We start from the raw sequence: 21882 nt of genomic DNA, 5'->3' as shown, positions 1-21882 counted from the left end.
TGCCCCGGGTTGGGCGTTGGCACGCGGGTTTGCGGGCGCGCTGTGCGCAGAGGCGAGGAGGTGAGAGGCATGTCGAAGGTGCCTCATCTGCTGAAGGGTAGTGCGCTGCCCGACGGTGAGCAGCGGCAGCTGGCTGAGTATGCTTCTGTGCATCCGAAGAGTGCCCTGCACCGCAAGGGCCAGCACCATGATGCGGCGGTGCTACTGGTTCACGGTATCGGCTACCAGAATCACGGCGAGACGCTCGCGTATTTTGGCAAGCCGGTGGCGCATAGTGTGCAGACTCTGCTGGCGCTGAACACGGATTCTGTCGCGCTCTCCGAAGAGAACCCCGCCGCGGAGGCTTCTGCGCGGGTTCGTGTTGAGGTGATTCCTGACGGCGATACCCTCCCGCTTGCCGCCGAGGTGAACCCGCTGAGCCACCACAGCGAGTTGACGTATTCGTTGACGATTGAACGCACGGAGTACCCTGCTGACCCAGCCGACCCGGTTGAGGAAAGCCCGCAGGTTGAAGAGAACTCCGCGCAGGAAGAACCCGCCGAAGCCTCCGAGTCCAAAGAATCTACAAGAATCAGTCTGCCGAAAATTGAACTTCCGAAGGTTGAGCTGCCCAAGGTGGAACTGCCTAAAGTGGAGCTCCCTAAGATTGAGCTGCCGAAAATTGAGCTTCCCAAGGTAGAGCTCCCGAACATCGATTTCTCGAACATCGAGCTGCCTAATCTTGAGCTTCCGCGCCTGCCTCAGCCGAAGCCGCGCCCGGTTCGCACGGTCACTCGCCGTAGCCTCCTCTTTCAGGAGGGCTTCTGGCGGCCCAGGCATTACCGTCCGTTGAAGGAGCATTTGCCCTGGTTGGCGTCGGTTTTGCCGCTGTTTTTGATGTTCTGCTTTTACTATGAGCGCCCCGGCGCGACCTGGCGTGAGCGTGCCGGGCACCTGTTGCGTTCTACGGCGCGGTTTGTGAACGTGGCGCTGTGGCTGGTGCTGGCGGCTATGGCGCTCATGACGTTCCGTGATGCTTTTGTGGCGTCCCTGGGCACTCCACAGGGTGCGTTTACGGGTCTGGCGGCGGTGCTCGGGCTGGGTATTGTGGGCTGGGTTTTGGCTCGTCGTGCCCGTGAGCTGTGGGCGCTGATGAAGGCTATTCCGACGCAGCTGATTCAGACGGCAACCAGCCCGGAGTCGCGCGATTTGGAGCGTATTTATGCGCGTCTGGATCGTCAGCTGGACGATTTGAGTTCCCGTAGCGATACGGTGGGTATTATTGCCCATTCGCAGGGCGGCTATTTGAGCTATGAGTTGCTGCGTCGTCGTGCGGCGGCGGGTAAGAAGCCGATTCGTTTCTTCTACGGCCTGGGTAGTGGCCTGGTCCCGATTAGCATTATCGCTAGTGACCGCAACGACATTCCGGGGCACCTGGATGCTGCGGGCGGCTACCGTAACCGCGCCATGCTGCTGTGGGTGAGCGCGGTCGCGGCGTTCTCCTGGCTGGTGGAGGCGTCCCTGCTGTTTGGTCCGTACAGTTCGCTGCTGCACTATACGATGCTGGTGCCCCTGGCGTTGAGCGTGGTGCCCCTGGTTGCGAGCGTGCCGGGTGCCTTCAAGGGTAGGGTGCGTATTGGCCGTAAGAGTGCACGGGAGAGCGCCTCCGCAGATACCTCCGCAAAAACATCTGCAACTACCTCGGCAAACACCCCGGCGAATGTGAGCCTGGTCAACCCGTACGGCACGCGCGCCTACGTGAAGTGGCTGATTCCGTTGCTTTTCGTGCACGGTGTTTTCATGCTGTACGCGGTGTTCATGCTGCTGCTGGCTCAGCTGCGTGTTGAGGGTGCGGTCCCTGAGCTAACGCCCGCCTCCGTGGCGTTTTGGGGCGCGCTGATTCTGGTGCTCATGATGTCGGTGCGTAGCGCCTGCCACCTGTATGTGCGCGCCTACGCGCCGATGCTGCAGGATCTTGATGTGGCTGACCGGTGCGAGATTTCCGCTCGTGGTGACAGCATTGGCAGGTCGAATATTACTCAGCCCGCCGATGTAGACGTCAGCTTTGTGACCCTGCCAGGCCCGTCGGTGAATAGTCACATGCAGTATTTTGATGCGTGCTCGCCGGTGCCGTTGATGCTTGCGCACCGCCTGGTGCCGCACATGATGCCGGAGGGTGAGCAGGCGCATAAGGCGGAGGCTTTCACCGATATTGGTACGGAACTGAACCACGGTTTTGCGCGCGTGAAGAAGCTGATGCGCACCATGCATTACGGGCTGTATGCGGTGCTTCTGCTGATGCTGTCGGTGCTACTGAATGTGGCGTCGCCGGTGAGCCTGTCCGCGTTGACTGGGCTTGATACGTCGCGCCTGCATTCGGAGGGCTTTGACCGTCTGGTGGCGGATGCTCAGCAGCTGCGTGAGCAGGCGGGTTCTTCGGATCTGCTGCTGTGGATTCTGGTTGGCATTTTTGTGGTGGAGGCGCTGCTGATGATGGTGCTTTCGCCCTGGACTCAGCGGCGTTTGCAGCGTGCGTTCATGATGCGCAAGGTGGACCGCACGGGTCAGCTGAGCGAGTTCAATCCTCTGCCGATGGTGACGGCTCTTCTGGGTCTTGATGGTGAGGATGAAGACGCTGAGGATGCAGAGGAACATAACCTCGCAGGGGAGAAAAAGTAGGAGAGTAAAGCAGGGCAGAGCGCTGTAGTTTAGGGCGCTTAGGCGGTGCCGTTGGAAGGGCACCCCAGAATTTTTATGCATTCGTGTGCACCTAAGATTTGCTGGGGTTTGGCTGATTCTAATTGGCGTAGTCTCCGTATCCACGGTAATATATCCAGCACTGCGGATACTATTTCGGCGCTTGTCGAGGTGGTATTGGCAGTATCTATCACTCAACTTCGCGTACGCCTCACAACCGTGCGCACCAACGAAAGATGAATACTGGTGACTCAGACTATGATCACCCCCGCATACGAACCTGCATGCGGCGGGTCTGCTTCTGTACATAATTACGGCGTCATGCACCCGGACCCCGTGTTGCTTTCCGACATGACCAGCGCAGAACGAGGAGCTGTTTACCGCTACTTGGCGCGCTTCGCTGAGCTGGATGACGCAAAGATTTTCTACGCGTACGGTCACGCTTACGAGCTGGCTCGTAAGGATGCTGAACGCGGTCTCTACGCAACTATGGCGTAGCCTGCATCGTTAGTTTTTAGAAATGCTGCTGCACTCTGTGTGAGTGCGGCAGCATTTCTGCTTTTCGGGCTGGCTTTCACATTGGCTTTCGGGTGGGCTTTAGTTCGGTTGGGAACTCGGCGGTCCCATGCCGCTATGATGCCCCTGATTTCTTCCTGACAACCGGGGACGTGTCCACTATGGGGGCGTTCCCTGATGGTTCTTGAACATTGATTAGCTCTTGGGTAGTTTAGAGATATCACAACCACTACTGCGAAGAGACTTCCGATGATCTCCGTAGGTTCTTTTCGCGATGTTACCTCCGGTAGCGTCTGCATTGTTGCGGCGCTGCCCTAAGAAACGCCCTAAGGAAAGGTTCTCGCCGATGAGCTTCACCAATATTGCCTATGATTACGAGCCGGAACTTGGCGATTCGGCACCGAGCCGCGACAACGGCATTACTCACCCGGACCCTGTTCTGCTGTCCTCGATGACGAAGGCTCAGCGTGGCGCGGTGTGCCGCTACCTGGCTCGTTTTGCTGAGCTGGATGACGCGAAGATTTTCTACGCGTACGGTCACGCGGATGAGCTGGCTGCGAAGGAAGCGGCTCGTACCGGTAGCTTTGCTACGGTCTAAGGATTTCTGCTCCGGTGTGGTGCGGTGAGGCTGCACCTTCCGGATGCGCCCTCAGGGTGCCCGAGCTCTGCGAGGGCGGGTTCCCTGCGTAGGCGCGGAGGAAGTGTGTAGCGAACCGCCGCTGTATGCCCCATACGCCACTCGGCAACCATGAATTGAATACGAGAATGCCGCCGCACCCTCCCGAGAACCGGGGGAGTGCGGCGGCATTTCTTTGCCCAACGCAGGCTCTAGAGCCCGCGCACGACCTCCAGCAGTTTGAGTGCCGAGTCGCGCCAGGAGTAGCGGCGCACATCCGACAGGCCGTCAATGATGACGCGCTCGCGAACGGCGGTGTCCTCCAGGGATCGGATAGCCTTCACCCAATCAGCGGCGTGCGCCTCCGGGGCACCGTCAACCGGCGCGAACACGGCGTGCGGCGCAATCTCACGGAAAATCGGGATGTCACTGATCACCGCGGGGCAACCGGCTGCCTGCGCCTCAACCACCGGCAGGCCGTAACCCTCCTCGCGGGAGGCAGTCACCAGGGCGTGCGCCTGGCGGAGCAGCTGCTGGTACTCCTCGTCGCTCACGCCGTTGTGCACCTCCACGTTCTCACCGATGAGGCGTTCGTCGGTGAGCTGCACCAGGCGCTGCGGCGGCATCTTCGACAGCAGGTGCAGGCGGTAATCCGGCAGGGAACGCATCGCCAGCAGCAGGGTTTCTACGTTCTTGTACGGCATGAACGAACCCATGTACACCAGGTGCTTGACGGGCTGCTCTTCGCGGGTGGTGGCGCGTTCCAGCGCGGTCTGTCGGGAGACGACGCTGCCGGGCTGCGGGGCGTTGGGCACCACGAACAGCGGCTTGGTGGTCAGCTCGTGCTCACGAATCAGCGAGGCGGTCGACTCGGAAACCGTCACGACCGCGTCGCCGTGGTTGAGCAGGAAGCGCTGCGGGGTGTAGGTCTTGTGGAAGAGCCGCCAGCCCACGCGCACCGGTGCGGGCAGGAACCCGGGAGGGGTCGGGTGCGAGTAGTAGATCAGGTCGTGCAGGGTGAGAATCAGCTTGAATTTGCGTCCGGTGGAGCCGATGGTCTGCATGGGGGAGAACACCACGTCCGGCGCGTACTTGTTCAACTGCAGGGCGGCGGTCGGTTCGAGCGGGCCGGTGGGCGAGCAGATCTTCACGTGCGGCAAATCCGGTAGCATGTCCAGCTGACGTTCGTCGCTAATAATCATGGTCAGGTCGAGGTCGGCGGCGGCTTCGTCACCGGTATCGATGAGGGTTTTGAGCGCGCCCAGCAGGGACGCAGTGTAGCGGCTGATGCCGTCGTGGAAGCCGATACGGGTGTATCGGGCGTCAACCATGAGTTTCATGTTGGTTCCTTACTTCTCGTTCCCTGAGTGGCCGGCGGCGAAATCGGCGATGAGTTCCGCGGCGCGGCGAGGGGTTTCGTAGTGGATGAGGTGCCCGACTTCGGGGATCATGTCCAGGCGCTCGCGGGCACCGGTCGAAGTAGCGGGCAGGTCGCGGGAGGTCAGCGTCGCGTACATGGCGCGAGCTGTTTCGGGGGTGCCCAGGTCGTCGTCTTCAGCGACGAGCATCTGCACGGGTACTCGGATGGCGGCGGCGTATTCGGCGGCGGTGTGCGTAATGGACGCTTCGTAGGCGCTGAGCACTCCGCGGCGGGAGCCGAAGGAGCCGAAGTAGGCGGCGTGCTGGCCGTTGATGAAGCGGCGCATTGCCTTGTCTTTGGTGCGCATCATGACTTCGCTGGAGGCGCGGGTAATCAGCTGCGAGCGCAGCAACGGGTAGCCAATCTTTTCGGGCAGTGCCGCGCCGGCGCGGTAGTAGAGGGAGGCGAGGCGGGAGGCGACGCGCTGGCTGCCTTCGAGGGCGGGTTCGCTAATCGGGTTGATGAGCGAGAGCAGTGCGAGTGAGTTCGGGTGTGCGGCGGCGAAGGCGCTGGTGACGATGGAGCCGAAGGAGTGGCCGACCAGGTGCAGCGGTAGGGGCTGTGCATCCTCGCGGGCGGGGTTAGTGTGTTCCACGAAGTCGTTCAGCCACGCCACGTACGCGTTGATGTTGTCTTCGCCCTGAGCATTTTCGGGCAGGTCTGCGGAGCGGCCAAAGCCGGGCAGGTCGGGGCTGATGATGCTGACGTTCGGGATGAGCTTCAGCAGGTAGTTCGCGATGATTTCCAGGCCGTGGTGGTCGCCGCGGAAGCCGTGCACGAGCAGCACGGGGTAGGAGCCTTCGGGGAAGGTGCCGCCGTTCATGCCTTTGCCGTACTGCCAGTAGCGGGTCATGACCGCCTGCGCGCCGTCACCAATGAGGGCGTCGTGGCGGGTGCCGGGAATGAGCGGGCCGGGCACACCCTCAAGAACTGAGGTGTTGGGGGAGTCCTGGGTAACGGTGGAGGTCATGGGTACCTTTCGCGGGTTGGGTACTGGGACGGCAAAGTCCCGTTCTTAATTCTAGGGGAGAAGCCTGAAAGGGCTCTGAAACCCGCCTGGCGCATCGGTGGTTGGCCGGGTGGTTCGGGTGGGCGGTGCCGTCCATTTGGTAGTCGAGGCGGCCTCAACTCTGGCGCGGTGCGGGTTTCGCGTTACACTTGGAGGGTTAAGTTTTTATCAACCTGTCTTTATTTAAGGAATCGCTGTGTCTGCTCAGGTAGAGACCGAACGCAACGAAAATGCGTACGACTTCCGCGCTATGGAAGCCAAGTGGCGCCCCTACTGGGACGAAACGAAGGTTTTCCAGCCCACCGGTGACGCGCCCAAGGGCCGCAAGTATGTGCTGGATATGTTCCCGTACCCCTCCGGTGACCTTCACATGGGTCACGCGGAGGCATTCGCTATTGGTGACATGAACGCCCGCTACTTCAAGCAGTGCGGCTACGATGTTCTGCACCCGATTGGCTGGGACTCCTTCGGCCTGCCCGCTGAGAACGCAGCCATTAAGAACGACACTCACCCCAAGGAGTGGACGTACAAGAACATTGAGACTCAGGCTGAGTCCTTCAAGCGTTACGCCATTGCCGCTGACTGGAGCCGCCGCCTGCACACCTCGGACCCCGAGTACTACAAGTGGACTCAGTGGCTGTTCGAGCAGTTCTACAAGAAGGGCCTGGCGTACCGTAAGGACTCCATGGTCAACTGGTGCCCCAAGGACCAGACCGTGCTCGCGAACGAGCAGGTTGTCAACGGTGCGTGTGAGCGTTGCGGTACTACCGTGACTAAGAAGTCGCTGAACCAGTGGTACTTCAAGATCACTGATTACGCACAGCAGCTGCTGGACGACATGGAGCAGCTGGAGGGCAAGTGGCCCGACCGTGTTCTGCTCATGCAGCGCAACTGGATTGGTCGTTCCGAGGGCGCTGAGGTGCGCTTCGAGATTGAGGCGACCGAGGACCAGGCTGCTGAGTCCTTCACCGTGTTCACCACCCGCCCGGACACCCTGTACGGAGCAACCTTCATCGTGGTTGCTGCGGATGCGGCGTTCGCCGAGCAGATTGTGGCACCCGAGCACAAGGCTGCCCTGGAGCAGTACCGCGAAGACATTAAGGCACTGAGCGATATTGACCGCCAGTCCTCCGACCGCGAGAAGACCGGCGTGTTCACCGGCCGCTACGCGATTAACCCGCTGACCGGCGCGAAGCTGCCCGTCTGGGCTTCTGACTACGTGCTCGCTGACTACGGTACCGGCGCGATTATGGCTGTGCCCGCGCACGACCAGCGTGACCTTGAGTTCGCCCTGAAGTTCGACCTGCCCATCGTGAAGGTCCTGGACGTTGAGGGTGCTGAGGACCCGGCTACCAGCGGTGTTGCCGCAGCTGGTGACGGCGTGCTCATCAATTCCGGTGAGCTGACCGGCCTGCCGAAGGCTGAGGCGCTCGCTAAGGCTATTGAGCTGGTTGAGGCTGCCGGCACCGGTGAGGGTAAGGTCATTTACCGTCTGCGTGACTGGCTGCTGTCCCGCCAGCGTTTCTGGGGCACCCCCATCCCCGTGATTCACTGTGAGGATTGTGGCGAGGTTCTGGTGCCTGAGGATCAGCTGCCGGTGTTGCTGCCCGATAACCTGCGCGGTGAGCAGCTGGCTCCTAAGGGCCAGTCGCCTCTTGCAGCTGCCGATGACTGGGCTGTTGTGCCTTGCCCCGAGTGTGGCAAGCAGGCTCGCCGTGACTCGGACACCATGGACACCTTCGTGGATTCCTCCTGGTACTTCCTGCGTTACGTTTCCCCGAACTTCGATGAGGGCCCCTTCGACCCGCAGGCTATGAGCGAGTGGGGTGCCGTCGACATGTACGTTGGCGGTGTGGAGCACGCTATTCTGCACCTGCTGTACGCACGCTTCTTCACCAAGGTTGTTCGCGACCTGGGTCTGATTAAGCACGATGAGCCGTTCAAGGCGCTCATGAACCAGGGTCAGGTGCTCAACGGCGGTAAGGCGATGTCCAAGTCGCTGGGTAACGGCGTGAACCTGGGTGAGCAGCTCGACAAGTTCGGTGTGGACGCTATCCGCACCACCATGATTTTCGCGTCCCCGCCCGAGGATGACGTGGACTGGGCGGATGTTTCCCCGTCCGGTTCGCAGAAGTTCCTGGCTCGCGCATGGCGTGTGGCCCAGGACGTCACCAGCGAACCCGGCGTTGACGCAACCACCGGTGACCTGGAGCTGCAGAAGCTGATTGCTCGCACCGTGCACGAGGTTCAGGGCCTGCTGGATAACGGCAAGTTCAACGTGGTTGTTGCTAAGACCATGGAGCTTGTGAACGCTACCCGTAAGGCTATTGACTCCGGTGCTGGTGCGGCTGACCCGGCTGTCCGTAAGGCTGCTGAGACTGTCGCTATTCTGCTGTCTCTGTACGCACCGTACACCGCTGAGGACATGTGGCACGCTCTCGGCCACGACACCCCGGTTCTGACCGCGGGCTTCCCCGAGGTTGACCCGGCTCTGCTGGTGGATGACACCGTCACCGCTATCGTGCAGATTAAGGGCAAGGTCAAGGCTCGTCTGGAGGTTGCGAAGGATATTTCCGAGCAGGAGCTTCAGGAGCTGGCTCTGGCGGATGCCGCTGTTCAGCGTTCGATTGGTGACGCCGAGATCCGTAAGGTGATTGTGCGTGCGCCTAAGCTCGTGAACATCGTGATCTAAGCTTTTTAGATAAAGAAGTTTCTTAGATAAAGTACAAGCCCCGCTGTGGCTTCGGATCGTTCAATGGAACGAACCCGGAGGCGCGGCGGGGCTTTGCTGTACTGCGGTAGTGATGAGTGCCATAATGTTCAGGGAACGCTAGGAGAGGGTTCGTCATCGAATCACGCACTGACGAACCGGAAGAAGGGCCGGAATATGGAGCGAGAGAACAAAGCAGAGAACCGCATTGCCGTGGTGACCGATAGCGCCGCCGCCCTCGACCCGGAGCTCGTGCAGCGCCTGAGCGCTCGCGGTAATTTTGTACTGGTTCCGATGCCGGTGACTATTCGCACGCCCGGTGAGCCGGATCGTCAGCTGCAGGATTTGACCACCGCCGAGGTGGATGAGGCGATTATGCTTGCGCACGTGATGGGTCAGACGGTGAGCACTTCCGGGCCCGCGCCGGGCGTGTTTGCTGATGTGTATGACGAGTTGGCGTCGCGAGGTTTTACGCATGTGGTGTCGGTGCATCTGTCCGGTGAGCTCTCGGGCACGGTGGAGGCGGCACGCACCGGTGCCCGCCTGAGCCGCTTGGGTTCTACGGGTGTGAGCGTGGTGGATAGCCGCACGGTCGCCGGTGCCTACGGTCATGCGGTGGTGCGCGCCTTGGAGGTGCTGAACTCTGCTTCCTCTGATTTTGTTCCGAGCCCTGACCACCCAAGCTCTGACTATCCGACTGTGGCGCAGCTGGTGGACTACATTCAGTCCGTCTGCGAGCAGTCCACGCTCTACTTCTATATCCCGACCCTGGATGCGTTGCGCCGCGGTGGCCGTGTTTCCCCGGCGTTGGCGATGGTGGGGCAGATGTTCCAGATTAAGCCGATTGGTACGATTACCGAGGGCAAGCTGGCGTATGTGGAGCGCCCCCGCACTGCGGCGCGCGCCCTGGAGCGCCTGGTGGAGGTGACCGTGCAGACCTGCCGTGAGCATCAGCATGCGGCGGCGCTCAGCTCTGCTTCAGCGGGCTCTGCTACCGCCGACCCCGCCAGTTCTTCGCTTGCCGCATTCCCGCGCGGTGAGGTGGTTGCGGTGCATCATGTGGGTAATGCGGCGCAGGCGGTGCAGCTGTACGAGCAGGTTCAGCAGATGCTGGGGGAGAGCTCCCTAGTTCATGATGCCGCCGCTTCTTCGGCGCCGGAGTTTTTGGTGAGCGCGCTACCGCCGGTGCTGTCGGCTCATTCGGGTTTGGGTGCTGTGGCGCTGGTTGTTTATTAGGATCGTGTACTAGCCGACTACCCGGCGTGCCCGTGTTGAGCCTGTGCTGTGTGCTTGTGCTGTGTGTCCGCGGATGTGCTCATGCGGTGTTTCCGTGCGATGCGCCGCGGGCGACACGAAACACGACACGAAAACTGTGTGCCGGGAGCGTATTTAATCTGTTTTAAGGCTGTGGTGTGTCTTACGTTGGGCTCGTCTGTTTTCGCGTGAGAAATTGCACTGCGTGCGAGCGCATGGGGCGTCATTGAAACCCATTCGCAAGTGAAAGGGTATTTTTTACCCTCAGATTTTGCCTTGATATGGCGCGGTTTTTAGTAAATGTGCGTTTCATGTGTGTTTATGTTGCCGTGACCGTATCGCAACATTTTCTAAGCATGAACACAACGCAAACCAACAGAAAACAACGGGTTTTTGCCGGTTTTTATGGCATAACTCACAAAAATTTCTCGATATAACACACCAAAACACACACAAACTAGGGTAGGATTATTACCAACAACGGCGGAACGCACCGGGCAACATAGAGCACGGACGAATCCGACTAAACCAGAGCCCACAAGGCATCGGATTTGTACACCGCCACCAACGCACTGACAAGGAGATACTCCAGTGACTGTACGCGTAGCAATCAACGGCTTCGGCCGCATCGGCCGCACCTTCTTCCGCGCAGCTCAGACCGAGGGCGTCGGCTTCGAGATCGTCGCAATCAACGACCTCACCGATGTTGAGACCCTGGCACACCTGCTCAAGTACGACTCCATCATGGGTCGCTTCAACGCAGAGGTTGAGGTCAAGGAAGGCGCGCTGGTTGTTGACGGCAAGGAAATCAAGATCCTCGCTGAGCGTGATCCCCAGAACCTCCCCTGGAAGGACCTGGGCGTTGACGTAGTCCTCGAGTCCACCGGTTTCTTCACCGAAGGCAGCAAGGCAAAGGCACACATCGAGGCTGGCGCTAAGAAGGTTATCCTCTCCGCTCCCGGTAAGAACATCGACGGCACCTTCGTCATGGGCGTGAACGACGACCAGTACGATGCAGCTAACCACCACATCGTCTCCAACGCATCCTGCACCACCAACTGCCTCGCTCCGATGGCTAAGGTCCTGAACGACGCATTCGGCATCAAGCAGGGTCTGATGACCACCATCCACGCATACACCGCTGACCAGCGTCTGCAGGATGCTCCCCACCGCGACCTGCGCCGTGCACGCGCAGCAGCTGTGAACATGGTCCCCACCTCCACCGGTGCAGCAGCAGCTGTTGGCCTGGTTCTGCCCGAGCTGAAGGGTAAGCTGGACGGCTTCGCAGTCCGCGTTCCCACCATCACCGGCTCCATCACCGACCTGACCTTCACCGCTGAGCGCGAGGTCACCGTTGAGGAAGTCAACGCAGCAGTCAAGGCAGCAGCTGAGGGCCCCATGAAGGGCATCATCAAGTACAACGAGGATCCCATCGTGTCCAAGGACATCGAGGGTGAGCCCATCTCCACCGTCTTCGACGCACCGCTGACCAAGGTCATCGGCGACCAGGTGAAGGTTATCGCTTGGTACGACAACGAGTACGGCTACGTTGCACGCCTCGTGATGTTCACCAACAAGGTTGTGGCATCCCTCTAAGCCCCAATAGGCTTACGACGCTCACCGAGTGTAAGCGTCACCCCGCGTAACTAACGCATAGTGAACCCCGGCACCACCGCATCAAGCGGGGGAGTCGGGGTTTGCTGTACCAAGGCTCTGTGTAAAGGGTCTTAATAAACCCCAAAATGTATAAACATACTATTTTCCGTCGCCCTTTTGGGTCAAAAATACCGTAAGAAAATAGCTGATAGAGAGTGCGAATATCCGCGATATTCTGCGGAAAAACACCATATAAAAGCTATTTACTAGGCTGTCAATCACCCTAATGTTCGGTATGATGGAAACGGTATATAAACCCACCTATCCAGGAGGAATTCCTATGGCTAAGGCACTGTCCGAACTGCTCGAAGAAGGCGTCGCAGGCCGCCACGTTCTCGTCCGTTCCGACCTGAACGTACCCCTGAAGGACGGCGTTGTCACCGACGACGGTCGCGTCCGCGCATCCCTGCCCGTCATTGAGAAGCTTGCCAAGGCTGGCGCACGCGTTATCGTGACCGCGCACCTGGGCCGCCCCAAGGGCAAGGTTGACCCCCAGTACTCCATCGCACCGGCAGCTGCACGCCTGGCTGAGCTGGCATCCGTGCCCGTGAAGGTTGCAACCGACCTGGTAGGCGAGGACGCAAAGGCTAAGGCAGCAGCCCTGGCTGACGGCGAAGTTCTGGTCGTTGAGAACGTCCGCTACGATGCACGCGAAACCTCCAAGGATGACGCAGAGCGCGGCGAGTTCGCTGACGAGCTGGTTGCACTGACCGGCGAGAACGGCGCATACGTGAACGACGCATTCGGTGCGGTTCACCGCAAGCACGCTTCCGTCTACGACGTTGCTAAGCGTCTGCCCGCGTACCTGGGTGACCTGGTGAAGAAGGAAGTTGACGTTCTGGCTAAGACCCTGAACGATCCCGAGCGTCCCTTCGTTGTGGTCATGGGTGGCGCTAAGGTTTCCGATAAGCTCGCCGTGATTGACAACCTGATCGGTAAGGCTGACACCATCCTCATTGGTGGCGGTATGGGCTACACCTTCGCATACGCACAGGGCTACGAGGTTGGCCAGTCTCTGCTGGAGAAGGACCAGGTCGAGAACGTTCTGCGTTACCTGAAGGAAGCTCCCGAGAAGGGTACCGAAATCATCACCGCAGTTGACGTTGTTTGGTCTGACGCATTCTCCGCTGACGCTAACACCGAGATCCGCCCCATTGAGGATCTGACCGGCGGCAAGCTCGGCGCAGAGGCTGAGGGTCTGGACATTGGCCCCAAGACCCGCGAAATCTTCGCTGAGAAGATTAAGGCTGCAAAGACCATCTTCTGGAACGGCCCCGTTGGCGTGTTCGAGATTGCTCCCTTCGCTGAGGGTACCCGCGCGGTGGCACAGGCTATCGTCGACTCTGACGCATTCTCCATCATTGGTGGTGGCGACTCTGCTTCTGCAGTCCGTAACCTGGGCTTCAAGGATGAGCAGTTCGGCCACATCTCCACCGGTGGTGGCGCTTCCCTCGAGTACATTGAGGGTAAGACCCTGCCCGGCCTGGAGGCACTGGGCGCCTAATCTGGGTGCACAGATTTAGTACACGGTTTTAGTGTAAGGAACCCCCGCTGGGGCGGTATTTCGGTACCGTTCCGGCGGGGGTTTCTGCATGCCCGCTCAGGTCCGGATAATCCTGCGCGGGCAGGGGGGCGGGGCTGTTTCCTGGCTATATGCTGTGGATTCCCTGGGTTTGGTGCCTCTAATCGGGATGCTTAGAGGCAGCTTTACTAGACTGGAAATGTAGAGGTTCCCGGCGCTCACCGGGCGGTACCCATACGGTTACTGAGGGGGAGTGAAGCAGGGAGCGCACGCACCTCCACAGGCAAACAAATACAGGCAAGCAACTACAGACAAGCGAATACAGGCGGGCGAAGACGCCCAGGTGCTGAACCCAGCCGCCCGAGCAGTCCAGGACCACCTCGGCAGCTTATGAAAACGGCAACTAGTGAACATCGAATCCAAGGAGGGAAAGAATGACCGTCAACGCTCAAATGCTCTTTGACGAAAAAGACTACACCGGAACATACCCGTATGTGGCCGATGGTGTGATTGGGCCCTACACACCCGCAAACCGGGACCACCCCGCTTACTCGGCACCCGCCCCGGGCGTGAGGTACACGCCGAATGCTTACAAGGTGTCAAACCTGCGCCCCTACCTGGGCTACTACTACGCCTGCCAAAACTACATGATTCTCGCCTCCGAACCGGCAGTTCTGCGGATCGACAATATCAGTGAAGAAATGTTCTTCCCCGCCATTCAGGACCTCTACGAAGAGGGTAAAGGCTGGGTCATCACGCCTGCATCTAAGGTTCTGACCATGAATCTTCTGGAGGGGCAGCCGCGCCTCATCGACGAGACGCTAAAAATTGTGGAATGGAACGTGCGGTTCGATATTCTTCCCGAAGTTCAGGTGTACCGCAAAGACACAAACCAGGTGTACCCCATCACCGATTTTGATACGCGCGGCCTGATCCGTGACGGCGCAATACACGGGACTCTACGCACACAATTCACGAATGAGTGGAGGCCCGTCCAATTCATCCTAGAAAATAGTTTGAGCTAGGGGAGGGGAGAGCAACATGACGAATAACTTTGGTGGACCCGGATACGGCGGACCCGGATACAACGAGCAACGAGCGCTCATGAGGTCTATGATTTCTCGCGCCAAGTTTATACGAGCTGGCGTGTTCGCCGGTGCCGCCCTCGTCGCGATAGGTTTTGGCTGGGGCACTAAACTGCTCAACGGGACAGGCTTGAAGTCCCAGGCCGATAAGAAGCGTGACCAGGAATTTGTGCGCCTGGAACCCACGGAGAAGTACGATGAGCTCCACAGCTTGGGGCCTTCCTCCGGGCCGCTGGTTTATACGGCATTCGAACGTAAGGGGCGCTTCATTCCTGCTACCGAGGCGCAGGCGGCGCAGAACGTGCCGTACCCTATTCAGCAGCCCGGAATGGATAACTACGACCGCGCCGGCTTGTACGCATTCTTGGCGTACTTCTTTGCGTCGATGAATTACTTCTACCACACGGGCGATACGGAGCCTCTTTCTAAGGTTACGGACCCGGAAAAGGTGCTGCACCCCGAAATTCTTCGCCTGTACAGGGAGAAGCGCGGGTGGGTTATTTCGGCTGATAAGAATGTGCTGAGCGCCAACGTTGCCGATGATCTTATCGCCGGTGAAAAGGCTAAAAATACGAGCCGAAAAATCCTGGTGAGCACCCTGTACACGACTAAGGCTAAGGACCTTGCGTTTTACGTTAAGGAGACGGGGGAGAAGCAAGATATCCGCAAATATTTGAAGTATCTGGGGCGTTTCTCGGTGGCTGTGGAGCATCTGCGCGGGCAGTGGGTGATTGTGGTTGACCGCGACGGCTACAGCAACCGCAACACCTACGAGCCGATCTACCCGCAAGGATTCGGGCAGCTGTAGTTTCTCTAGAAACCGAGGAAGTGCATCCGCAGGGGAAGCCACCATGAGGCTTCCCCTGCACCCGTTTAAATGGCTACAGAACCCGCAAAACGGCAAGGGTCGAAAGAAACCGATGAACGCGGGGTGAGAATAGTCAAGGCACAGCATAAAACCGCGCCGAACCAGTGAAAATATGCCGCCAACCCTCTAAAATAGAAAAGGAAAATTCCGAACAACAACCCCGCACGGCATACCGCGCGGGAAAGCTAAGGAGCGAACTATGTCGCGTAAGCCCCTCATCGCAGGCAACTGGAAGATGAACCTCAACCACGCAGAGGCAGTCACCCTCGTCCAGAAGCTCGCATGGACCCTCGACGACGCAAACTTCAACTTCTCCGCAACCGAAGTAGCCGTCTTCCCGCCCTTCACCGACATCCGCTCCGTGCAGACCCTCGTCGAAGGCGACAAGCTGGACATCCTCTACGGCGGCCAGGACCTCTCCGTCCACGACTCCGGCGCATACACCGGCGAAATCTCCGGCGCATTCCTCTCCAAGCTCGGCGCAACCTTCGTGCTCGTCGGCCACTCCGAGCGCCGCACCTACCACCACGAAAGCGACGAGCTGTGCGCAGCAAAGGTCCAGGCAGCATACAAGCACGGCCTGACCCCCGTCCTCTGCGTCGGTGAGCCCCTCGAAATCCGCGAAGCAGGCACCCACGTCGAGTACACCCTCGAGCAGCTGCGCGGCTCCATCGCAGGTCTGACCGCAGAGCAGGCAGAAACCCTCGTCATCGCATACGAGCCCGTCTGGGCAATCGGCACCGGCAAGGTCGCAACCGCAGACGACGCACAGGAAATGTCCGCAGCAATCCGCGCAGAAATCGCTAAGCTCTACTCCGCAGACGTTGCAGAGAAGGTCCGTGTTCTCTACGGCGGCTCCGTCAAGTCCTCCTCCGCACCCTCCATCATGGGCAAGGAAGACGTGGACGGCGTGCTCGTCGGCGGCGCATCCCTGCAGGCTGACGAGTTCGCAGCAATCGCGCGCTTCGACGCATAAAACCCCGACGCACCACAGCGTCTCATAGCGTTACAGCGCCCGGCGGGTACCCATCCGACCGGGCGCTGAACCATTTCCGCCACCGAGTTAGCGGCGGGCGTAAGAGCCGGGTGTATGAGGCAGGCGCGTTCGCCCCTAACCGCAAAACCCGCCCAGAATACGCCGACCCCGCGGTTCGCCCCGTACACTTAACGGCATGTTCAGCTTTGGTTTTTCCCTGGTCATCGCAGCCCTCGTCGGCATGATCCTCTACAGCTACCTGCGCAACCGCAAAGTGAGTGCCCCGCGCCTACCCGGCAATGACGGCGGCAACATCGGCTACGCAGGCGGCGCAGAATACCAGGAACCCTCGCCCGAATACCAGTACTTCGAGAGCCGCCGAGAAGCATTCCTCGACCAGCTCTACAGCCGCACCTCCTCACCGGAAATCCCCGTCACCCTCACCCTGCGCGACTGGGTAGACCAGGGCTTCTACGCTGAAGGAGGCGCCTACTGGGCAGCCGCGCAGCAGTTCACCTACTACCTCATCGACGGCGGATACGTGCGCGCCTACGACACCGAAGGCGACGAACTCACCGCCCAGCGTGTGCTCACCGACCGCCCCGCAGCACTGCAGCTGACCCCCAGCGAATACCAGCGCCGCAGCAACCGTGCCGCGTAAAAAGCCACCTCAACGTGACCGAATGGCGGCTGTAGCGTATAGTTAAACCCGTCTGTCTGCGCCCCGCAGCCCAGGCACCCCACCAGAAGACAACGAAGGAAGGTCCCCATGGACGTCATCATGAACGTACTCATGGTCATCATCGCCATCACCAGCGTGATCGCAGTGATGCTTGTGTTGCTCAACCGCGGTCAGGGCGGCGGCCTCTCCGACATGTTCGGCGGCGGTATGACCAACTCCCTGAACTCCTCCGGTATGGCGTCCAAGAACCTGATCCGCCTGACCGTCACCGTGATTGTCATCTGGGTTATCGCAGTGGTCCTGTACGGCCTGGCAATGCGCTTCAACGGCCAGATCGTCGTCTAGTCGCCTCTCATCAGAGCCCACGCCCACCCCACCGAGGGTGAGGCAATAGAGCTTCTCCCCGGCACTTCTCAACCGAGAATGCCGGGGATTTTTTATGCACCAAACGGCAATGACGAAAGCGGTAGCGGGACGCGAATCTTTACGGCATGATAGGACGTATACACCACATACGAAAGGCAAAGAAGCCATGAGCGCCTACACCCTCGACTACACGTACACCGCCCCGTCAGCCCTCATCGACGGCGCCGACTCCCGCGCGCTCAGCCTCGCCACCAGCGGCGGCAGCACCCCGGAAGGTGCCGCCTCCCACCCGTACTTCTTCTCCGGGTTTCTCGAACGAGCAGACGTCTACGCCACTGCACTACTGGTCGTCGCCAGGGTCGCCCGCACCCGCTTCTACGTGCCGCCTAGCTCCCTCGCCGGAGCCCTACGCGCCGCAGACCCCGTCGTCACCAGCACTGCCGAAGGCCTACGCTTCGAATCCTTCAGCGCCTGCTGCGGAGTGTACGCGCGCCTCGACGTTGACTCCAGCGCACTCGACGCCAGCCACAGCGCCGTAGGCGTCACCAACGTAGACGTCAACCCGCCCCTGCGCGCCGCGCTCGCCTCCCTCAGGGCAGGGGAGCCCATCCACCTGAACGTTGGCGACGACGGGCTACTCACCACCACCCTTGACGGCTCCGTCATGGAAGAAAAAGTGCCGCTGCCCATCCGCTGGCTCAAGGGCTTTGCAGAAACGCAGATGCTCTCATCCCGCATGAGCCCCGTGCACAGCCTGGACGCTGCCGCCGCCCGAACCTTCATCCACTCCCTGCCGCGTAACTCCAGCACCAAGGCGGTCCTGTGGGCGACCCGTGCGGTGCGTTCCCTGCGCCTCGCCACCCGCGCCACCGCCGGATCCGTATGCGTGGCGGGCCCCGAGCGTCTGCGTGTGCTTGAGCCGCTCATCCGCCACATTCAGCGCCTGGACGCGTACAGTGAGCCCGTGACCGCCGGTAACGCGCCCGTGCCCAGCGTGTGGGTGGCGCACCTGCCCGGCGCACGCCTGAGTATTGGTTTGAGCCCCGAAAAGTCACGCGGGTTCTCCGGTGAGGGATCCGTGCTGCAGGCGCTGTCTAACCCGAACACCGCCCAGAACGCTGACATGCTCAGCGTGCTGCTCTCCTTCGAGCCGCGCATTGACGTGCCCGTCATGTCTGCCCGCGCAGGCCTGGACGAGGCGGCAACCCGCGACGCCCTCGCCCTGCTGGCTTCCTCCGGTCAGGTTGGTTTTGACGCGCACGCTGGCGAGTATTTCCACCGCCCGCTGCCTGTGCATCCGGAGGCGCTGACCGCCATGCACCCGCGCCTGGTCGGCGCGAAAAAGCTTGCCGACTCCGGCGCTATTGAGCGGGTCGGGGCGGGGGAGCACGGCACCGGTGAGTACAGTGTACGCAGCGGTGAGAACACGTACACCGTGGTGCTGCCCGCCGACCCGTACGCCGTGGAGGGGTACCTCTGCTCCTGCCCCTGGTGGTTGAAGTACCGCGGTACGCGAGGCCCCTGCAAGCATGCGCTGGCGGTCAGCATTCTCTACCGCGAACATGCCGCCAGTTAGGATAAACACCCCGGCGCACTGGCGAACGAATAACACCGAACGAGACACGCACCGTACGGAACTTTCGCGGTGAAAACCTTAGCCGCAAAAAAATTTCTGTCAGGTGAGTTCCCCTCAGCTTCCTTCCCGAAAGATCACCATGAGCAAACGCCCCGAAACGCACACCTTCCCCGAAGGGGTCATCACCGAGCCGCTCCCCGGTGAAGTCATCCACCCGCTCCGCAGGCAACAGAAAACCTGGAGCGACATCATGCACTTCAACCGTAACCTCGCCAACATTCTGGCGGTCGGCGGCACCCTCGAGCAGATTTACCGCCGTTGGCAGTACTTCGACATTATCAGCACCCCGTTTGGCTCCGAGGTCGGCAAAAATAAGCCCGGAACCGTCACGCAGGACCGCGTGAAAATCTACATTCAGACGGGCTGGTTCTCGGGCGCTGCCTCCATGCGACTTGCCGAACTCTACGACGGCGCGGTCCTTGAGCACGACGAGGACTACTACACCGCCCTCATCAATTGCGACCGCGAGCTGATCCTCCCGCTGCTGCGCGAGGACGAACAGCTCCGCGAAGAACTCATCTGGGGTATGCTCGCCGTCGAAGGTAACCGGGACGTATCCCTCACCCAGCGTGACTCTTACAAGCCCGGGCAGAAGGACAACAACCCCGGCTGGTCCTGCGCCCTCATCGAAGCCACCGAAACCGGGCTGATTAGCCGTGACCGCCTCATTGATGCGCTCCTGAGCTCCCTCATGAGCGACTTCCCGGCGTATCGGGTCGGCTGGTTCTCACGCCTGGTCACCGGACTCAAACTCACCGCCGAAGAAATTGCGGCACGTCAGAGCGAATTTCTGACGCTTTTCTCCTCGCCCATCGGCCCGAGTGTGACCCTCGGCGTGCAGCATATTCACCGCCTCTGGAGCAAAAACCCGCAGGCGCTGGATGCTATCGCCTTCGCCTACGCGGCACCCGCCGTATGCGCCGGAACCAAAGCAAACGCACTCAAAATCCTGACCATGCTCCAGGCGCTGTACCGGGCGGGCACCCTTGACTCTGCCGCCTGCGAAGACGCGGTAGCCATGGCGCTCAGCCACACCCACGCGCAGGTGCAGGCAGCCGCCCTCAACCACCTCGAAGAATGGGTGCAGGCGGGCGCCGCAGACAACGCGGGCGCCGACGCTATCGTGTTCGCCGAGCGTGCCCGCGAACTCTACCGCGACTACCGACCCCAGCTCGATCCGCTGGTTGTGGCGCAGATTCAGGAAGAGGGCTCGCCGCTCCTCGAAGATGGGTACAGCCCGGAGAATAGCCGGGGGAGCGGTGCGGAAGACGCCGCCCTCACTGAAGCTGCTGATATTGAGGCCGCCGCCGCGGAGGCGCTCGCCGCCTCCCGCGCCGTAATCCACCGGTACTGGGATACCCCTGTGCGCCCCGTGACCGCATCCGATGTGCAAGAACGCGCCCGTGCGCTCCTGCACCATCAGGTCGCGCCCAGCGCTACCCCCGATACGCTCAGCGAAGCAGACCAACCCGAAACGCACGCCGGATGCGAGCTGGAACTGGAACTGCTCACCGCCTACCTGCTCAGCGCCAACGGCACCGCGCAGAGCCCCAAACTGCTCGAACAGCTTGTTCCTATCTGCCTGAAAAAGCTGAACCACTGGGGTTTGGAATGGTTCGACATGCGCGCGCACTTGACGGTTCTTGCCGCCGCCGGGAAGCTACGTGAGCGCCCGAAGGCGTCGGAGATGACCCCGAAAGAAGACCCCGGTACGGTGCCGAACCTGCACACCATGTACTCCCGCCACGCCGCGTTCTTCAGCACCGGATTCAAGGACGCCCTCGGCGTGCTGCAGAGCAGGCAGAGCTACACGCCGCTCGCCACCCCCGAACTGTTCGGCGGGTGGGTGCATCCGGATACCCTGGTGCGCCGGTACGCCAAGAACCTGGCTGATGGAGCCCCCATCCTGCGCCAGGATTTCACGGCGGCGCTACTGCGTGTGCGTGTGCCGGAGGTGCTGCCTCCGTACGCTACCGACGAGCAGCGACAGGACGCACAGCGCCGCCGAGCTGAGGCGCTGACCCTGCTTGAAAGCCTTGAAGAGCAATACGTGAAGAACTCTGAGGAGGACGCTCCGCGCTCTGCTCCTACCCAGATTCGCGTGCTCCGCTCCGCTCTCGACGGCACCCTCGCCACCGGGCGCGTCAACCCCTACCTGGAGTCCATCACGGTATCCCAGAGGGAGAAAAGCTGGGGCCTTCAGCTGAACGGGGTGGCGCATGGTGCTTCCACCCCCGAGCTGAACGCTTTCCGCGGCCTCGCCACCGCCCACCACGACGAAGAAGGACAGTACGCCCTGCTCTATCCCTCACGGGCAGAACCGCTGGCTTTCTACTGCGCTAGTAGCAACTGGTACAGCTTGGATCACAGCGCCTTTGACCGGAGCCTGTATTTGGCGTTGGCGGCGCACCCCGGCGCGTGGGGTCCCGCCTGCGCGTTCGTGTTTGCCGCGGGCTTCTCGGAGCAGCACGTCGAGATTCGTTCCCTCGCCGTGGAAATCATGCACCGCGTGCTGGACGACCAGCTCAGCCTTGAGGACGCCACGGCAGGCTTCGTGAACTTTGTGCCGCTGGCGATGCTGAACCGTTGGGCGCTCGCCCTCACCGACTTCGCCCAGCTGGATGCGCGGGCGGCGGTGCGCTTCTTCGCGCGCCTCATACCGCACCTGGATACCGGGGCGAACTCGCTCGGTAAGCTGTTGGGTGCCTTCAGCCAGGCGTTGGCAACTCTCGACCCTGCCACCCGTGCGCAGCTCGTGGATGAGCCGCTGCGTGGCTGGTTGGGTACGCTGACCGGTTCTTCGCAGAAGGCGCGGTACGCCCGGAATATCCTCAACCAGGTGCAGGGCTAACCGCCCCGCCCGCACCCGTTCAAACCCTCCGTTCAACTC

Annotated in this window: 16 protein-coding genes; 14 read left to right on the top strand and 2 right to left on the bottom strand. The window is 60.8% G+C overall.

Annotated features, from left to right (window positions below; genetic code table 11):
- Positions 1 to 69: 69 nt before the first annotated feature.
- From ROTMU0001_RS08085 to ROTMU0001_RS08075, 3 genes are all read left to right on the top strand, one after another.
- Positions 70 to 2658, top strand: a complete 2589-nt coding sequence (locus ROTMU0001_RS08085) for a hypothetical protein (RefSeq protein WP_005509135.1) — start codon at positions 70 to 72, stop codon at positions 2656 to 2658.
- A gap of 264 nt (positions 2659 to 2922) precedes the next feature.
- Entirely contained in the window at positions 2923 to 3174 is a 252-nt protein-coding gene (locus ROTMU0001_RS08080; RefSeq protein WP_044143859.1) for a hypothetical protein, read from the top strand.
- 364 nt (positions 3175 to 3538) lie between these two features.
- A complete protein-coding gene (locus ROTMU0001_RS08075) occupies positions 3539 to 3790 on the top strand; it encodes a hypothetical protein (RefSeq protein WP_005509134.1) in 252 nt (83 codons plus the stop codon).
- 230 nt (positions 3791 to 4020) lie between these two features.
- On the opposite strand, the gene ROTMU0001_RS08070 is transcribed toward ROTMU0001_RS08075, so the two are convergent.
- On the bottom strand, positions 4021 to 5148 hold the full coding sequence (locus tag ROTMU0001_RS08070) for a glycosyltransferase family 4 protein (RefSeq protein ID WP_005509133.1): 1128 nt from the start codon (positions 5146 to 5148) through the stop codon (positions 4021 to 4023).
- A 9-nt stretch (positions 5149 to 5157) separates the two neighbouring features.
- Complete coding sequence (locus tag ROTMU0001_RS08065; RefSeq protein WP_005509132.1) at positions 5158 to 6198, bottom strand: alpha/beta fold hydrolase; 1041 nt, start codon at positions 6196 to 6198, stop codon at positions 5158 to 5160.
- Between the two features lie 229 nt (positions 6199 to 6427).
- On the opposite strand from ROTMU0001_RS08065, the gene leuS reads away from it, so the two are divergent.
- From leuS to ROTMU0001_RS08010, 11 genes are all read left to right on the top strand, one after another.
- A complete protein-coding gene (leuS, locus tag ROTMU0001_RS08060; protein WP_390897308.1) occupies positions 6428 to 8929 on the top strand; it encodes a leucine--tRNA ligase in 2502 nt (833 codons plus the stop codon).
- A gap of 195 nt (positions 8930 to 9124) precedes the next feature.
- On the top strand, positions 9125 to 10183 hold the full coding sequence (locus ROTMU0001_RS08055; protein WP_005509130.1) for a DegV family protein: 1059 nt from the start codon (positions 9125 to 9127) through the stop codon (positions 10181 to 10183).
- 609 nt (positions 10184 to 10792) lie between these two features.
- Entirely contained in the window at positions 10793 to 11797 is a 1005-nt protein-coding gene (gene gap / locus ROTMU0001_RS08050; protein WP_005506148.1) for a type I glyceraldehyde-3-phosphate dehydrogenase, read from the top strand.
- Between the two features lie 340 nt (positions 11798 to 12137).
- Positions 12138 to 13361 carry a phosphoglycerate kinase gene (locus ROTMU0001_RS08045; RefSeq protein ID WP_005509129.1) on the top strand — a complete coding sequence of 408 codons (1224 nt, stop codon included), beginning with the start codon at positions 12138 to 12140 and terminating at the stop codon, positions 13359 to 13361.
- 452 nt (positions 13362 to 13813) lie between these two features.
- On the top strand, positions 13814 to 14404 hold the full coding sequence (locus tag ROTMU0001_RS08040) for a DUF6318 family protein (RefSeq protein ID WP_005509128.1): 591 nt from the start codon (positions 13814 to 13816) through the stop codon (positions 14402 to 14404).
- A gap of 79 nt (positions 14405 to 14483) precedes the next feature.
- A complete protein-coding gene (locus ROTMU0001_RS08035; RefSeq protein ID WP_245534300.1) occupies positions 14484 to 15272 on the top strand; it encodes a DUF6318 family protein in 789 nt (262 codons plus the stop codon).
- A 259-nt stretch (positions 15273 to 15531) separates the two neighbouring features.
- Entirely contained in the window at positions 15532 to 16308 is a 777-nt protein-coding gene (gene tpiA, locus ROTMU0001_RS08030; protein WP_005509126.1) for a triose-phosphate isomerase, read from the top strand.
- A gap of 196 nt (positions 16309 to 16504) precedes the next feature.
- Positions 16505 to 16969, top strand: a complete 465-nt coding sequence (locus ROTMU0001_RS08025; RefSeq protein ID WP_044143857.1) for a hypothetical protein — start codon at positions 16505 to 16507, stop codon at positions 16967 to 16969.
- A gap of 108 nt (positions 16970 to 17077) precedes the next feature.
- Entirely contained in the window at positions 17078 to 17335 is a 258-nt protein-coding gene (secG, locus tag ROTMU0001_RS08020) for a preprotein translocase subunit SecG (protein ID WP_005506130.1), read from the top strand.
- Positions 17336 to 17522: 187 nt separating this feature from the next.
- The gene (locus tag ROTMU0001_RS08015; RefSeq protein ID WP_005509125.1) at positions 17523 to 18932 is read left to right on the top strand and encodes an SWIM zinc finger family protein; all 1410 of its coding nucleotides are present in this window, start codon (positions 17523 to 17525) and stop codon (positions 18930 to 18932) included.
- Positions 18933 to 19071: 139 nt separating this feature from the next.
- Complete coding sequence (locus tag ROTMU0001_RS08010; protein ID WP_005509124.1) at positions 19072 to 21843, top strand: DUF6493 family protein; 2772 nt, start codon at positions 19072 to 19074, stop codon at positions 21841 to 21843.
- Positions 21844 to 21882: the final 39 nt, after the last annotated feature.

This window comes from Rothia mucilaginosa ATCC 25296, assembly GCF_000175615.1.
In the GTDB taxonomy this organism is placed as follows: domain Bacteria; phylum Actinomycetota; class Actinomycetes; order Actinomycetales; family Micrococcaceae; genus Rothia; species Rothia mucilaginosa.
The sequence above is the reverse complement of the archived record's forward strand: the minus strand, read 5'-3'. Positions and strand labels throughout refer to the sequence as shown.

Bases quoted from the DNA above. Each gene is read 5' to 3' on its own strand.
- ROTMU0001_RS08040 (WP_005509128.1), top strand. From the start codon at position 13,814: ATGACCGTCAACGCTCAAATGCTCTTTGACGAAAAAGACTACACCGGA.
- ROTMU0001_RS08025 (WP_044143857.1), top strand. From the start codon at position 16,505: ATGTTCAGCTTTGGTTTTTCCCTGGTCATCGCAGCCCTCGTCGGCATG.
- ROTMU0001_RS08075 (WP_005509134.1), top strand. From the start codon at position 3,539: ATGAGCTTCACCAATATTGCCTATGATTACGAGCCGGAACTTGGCGAT.
- ROTMU0001_RS08065 (WP_005509132.1), bottom strand. From the start codon at position 6,198: ATGACCTCCACCGTTACCCAGGACTCCCCCAACACCTCAGTTCTTGAG.
- tpiA (WP_005509126.1), top strand. From the start codon at position 15,532: ATGTCGCGTAAGCCCCTCATCGCAGGCAACTGGAAGATGAACCTCAAC.
- ROTMU0001_RS08015 (WP_005509125.1), top strand. From the start codon at position 17,523: ATGAGCGCCTACACCCTCGACTACACGTACACCGCCCCGTCAGCCCTC.
- ROTMU0001_RS08055 (WP_005509130.1), top strand. From the start codon at position 9,125: ATGGAGCGAGAGAACAAAGCAGAGAACCGCATTGCCGTGGTGACCGAT.
- ROTMU0001_RS08035 (WP_245534300.1), top strand. From the start codon at position 14,484: ATGAGGTCTATGATTTCTCGCGCCAAGTTTATACGAGCTGGCGTGTTC.
- ROTMU0001_RS08010 (WP_005509124.1), top strand. From the start codon at position 19,072: ATGAGCAAACGCCCCGAAACGCACACCTTCCCCGAAGGGGTCATCACC.
- ROTMU0001_RS08070 (WP_005509133.1), bottom strand. From the start codon at position 5,148: ATGAAACTCATGGTTGACGCCCGATACACCCGTATCGGCTTCCACGAC.
- ROTMU0001_RS08045 (WP_005509129.1), top strand. From the start codon at position 12,138: ATGGCTAAGGCACTGTCCGAACTGCTCGAAGAAGGCGTCGCAGGCCGC.
- ROTMU0001_RS08085 (WP_005509135.1), top strand. From the start codon at position 70: ATGTCGAAGGTGCCTCATCTGCTGAAGGGTAGTGCGCTGCCCGACGGT.
- secG (WP_005506130.1), top strand. From the start codon at position 17,078: ATGGACGTCATCATGAACGTACTCATGGTCATCATCGCCATCACCAGC.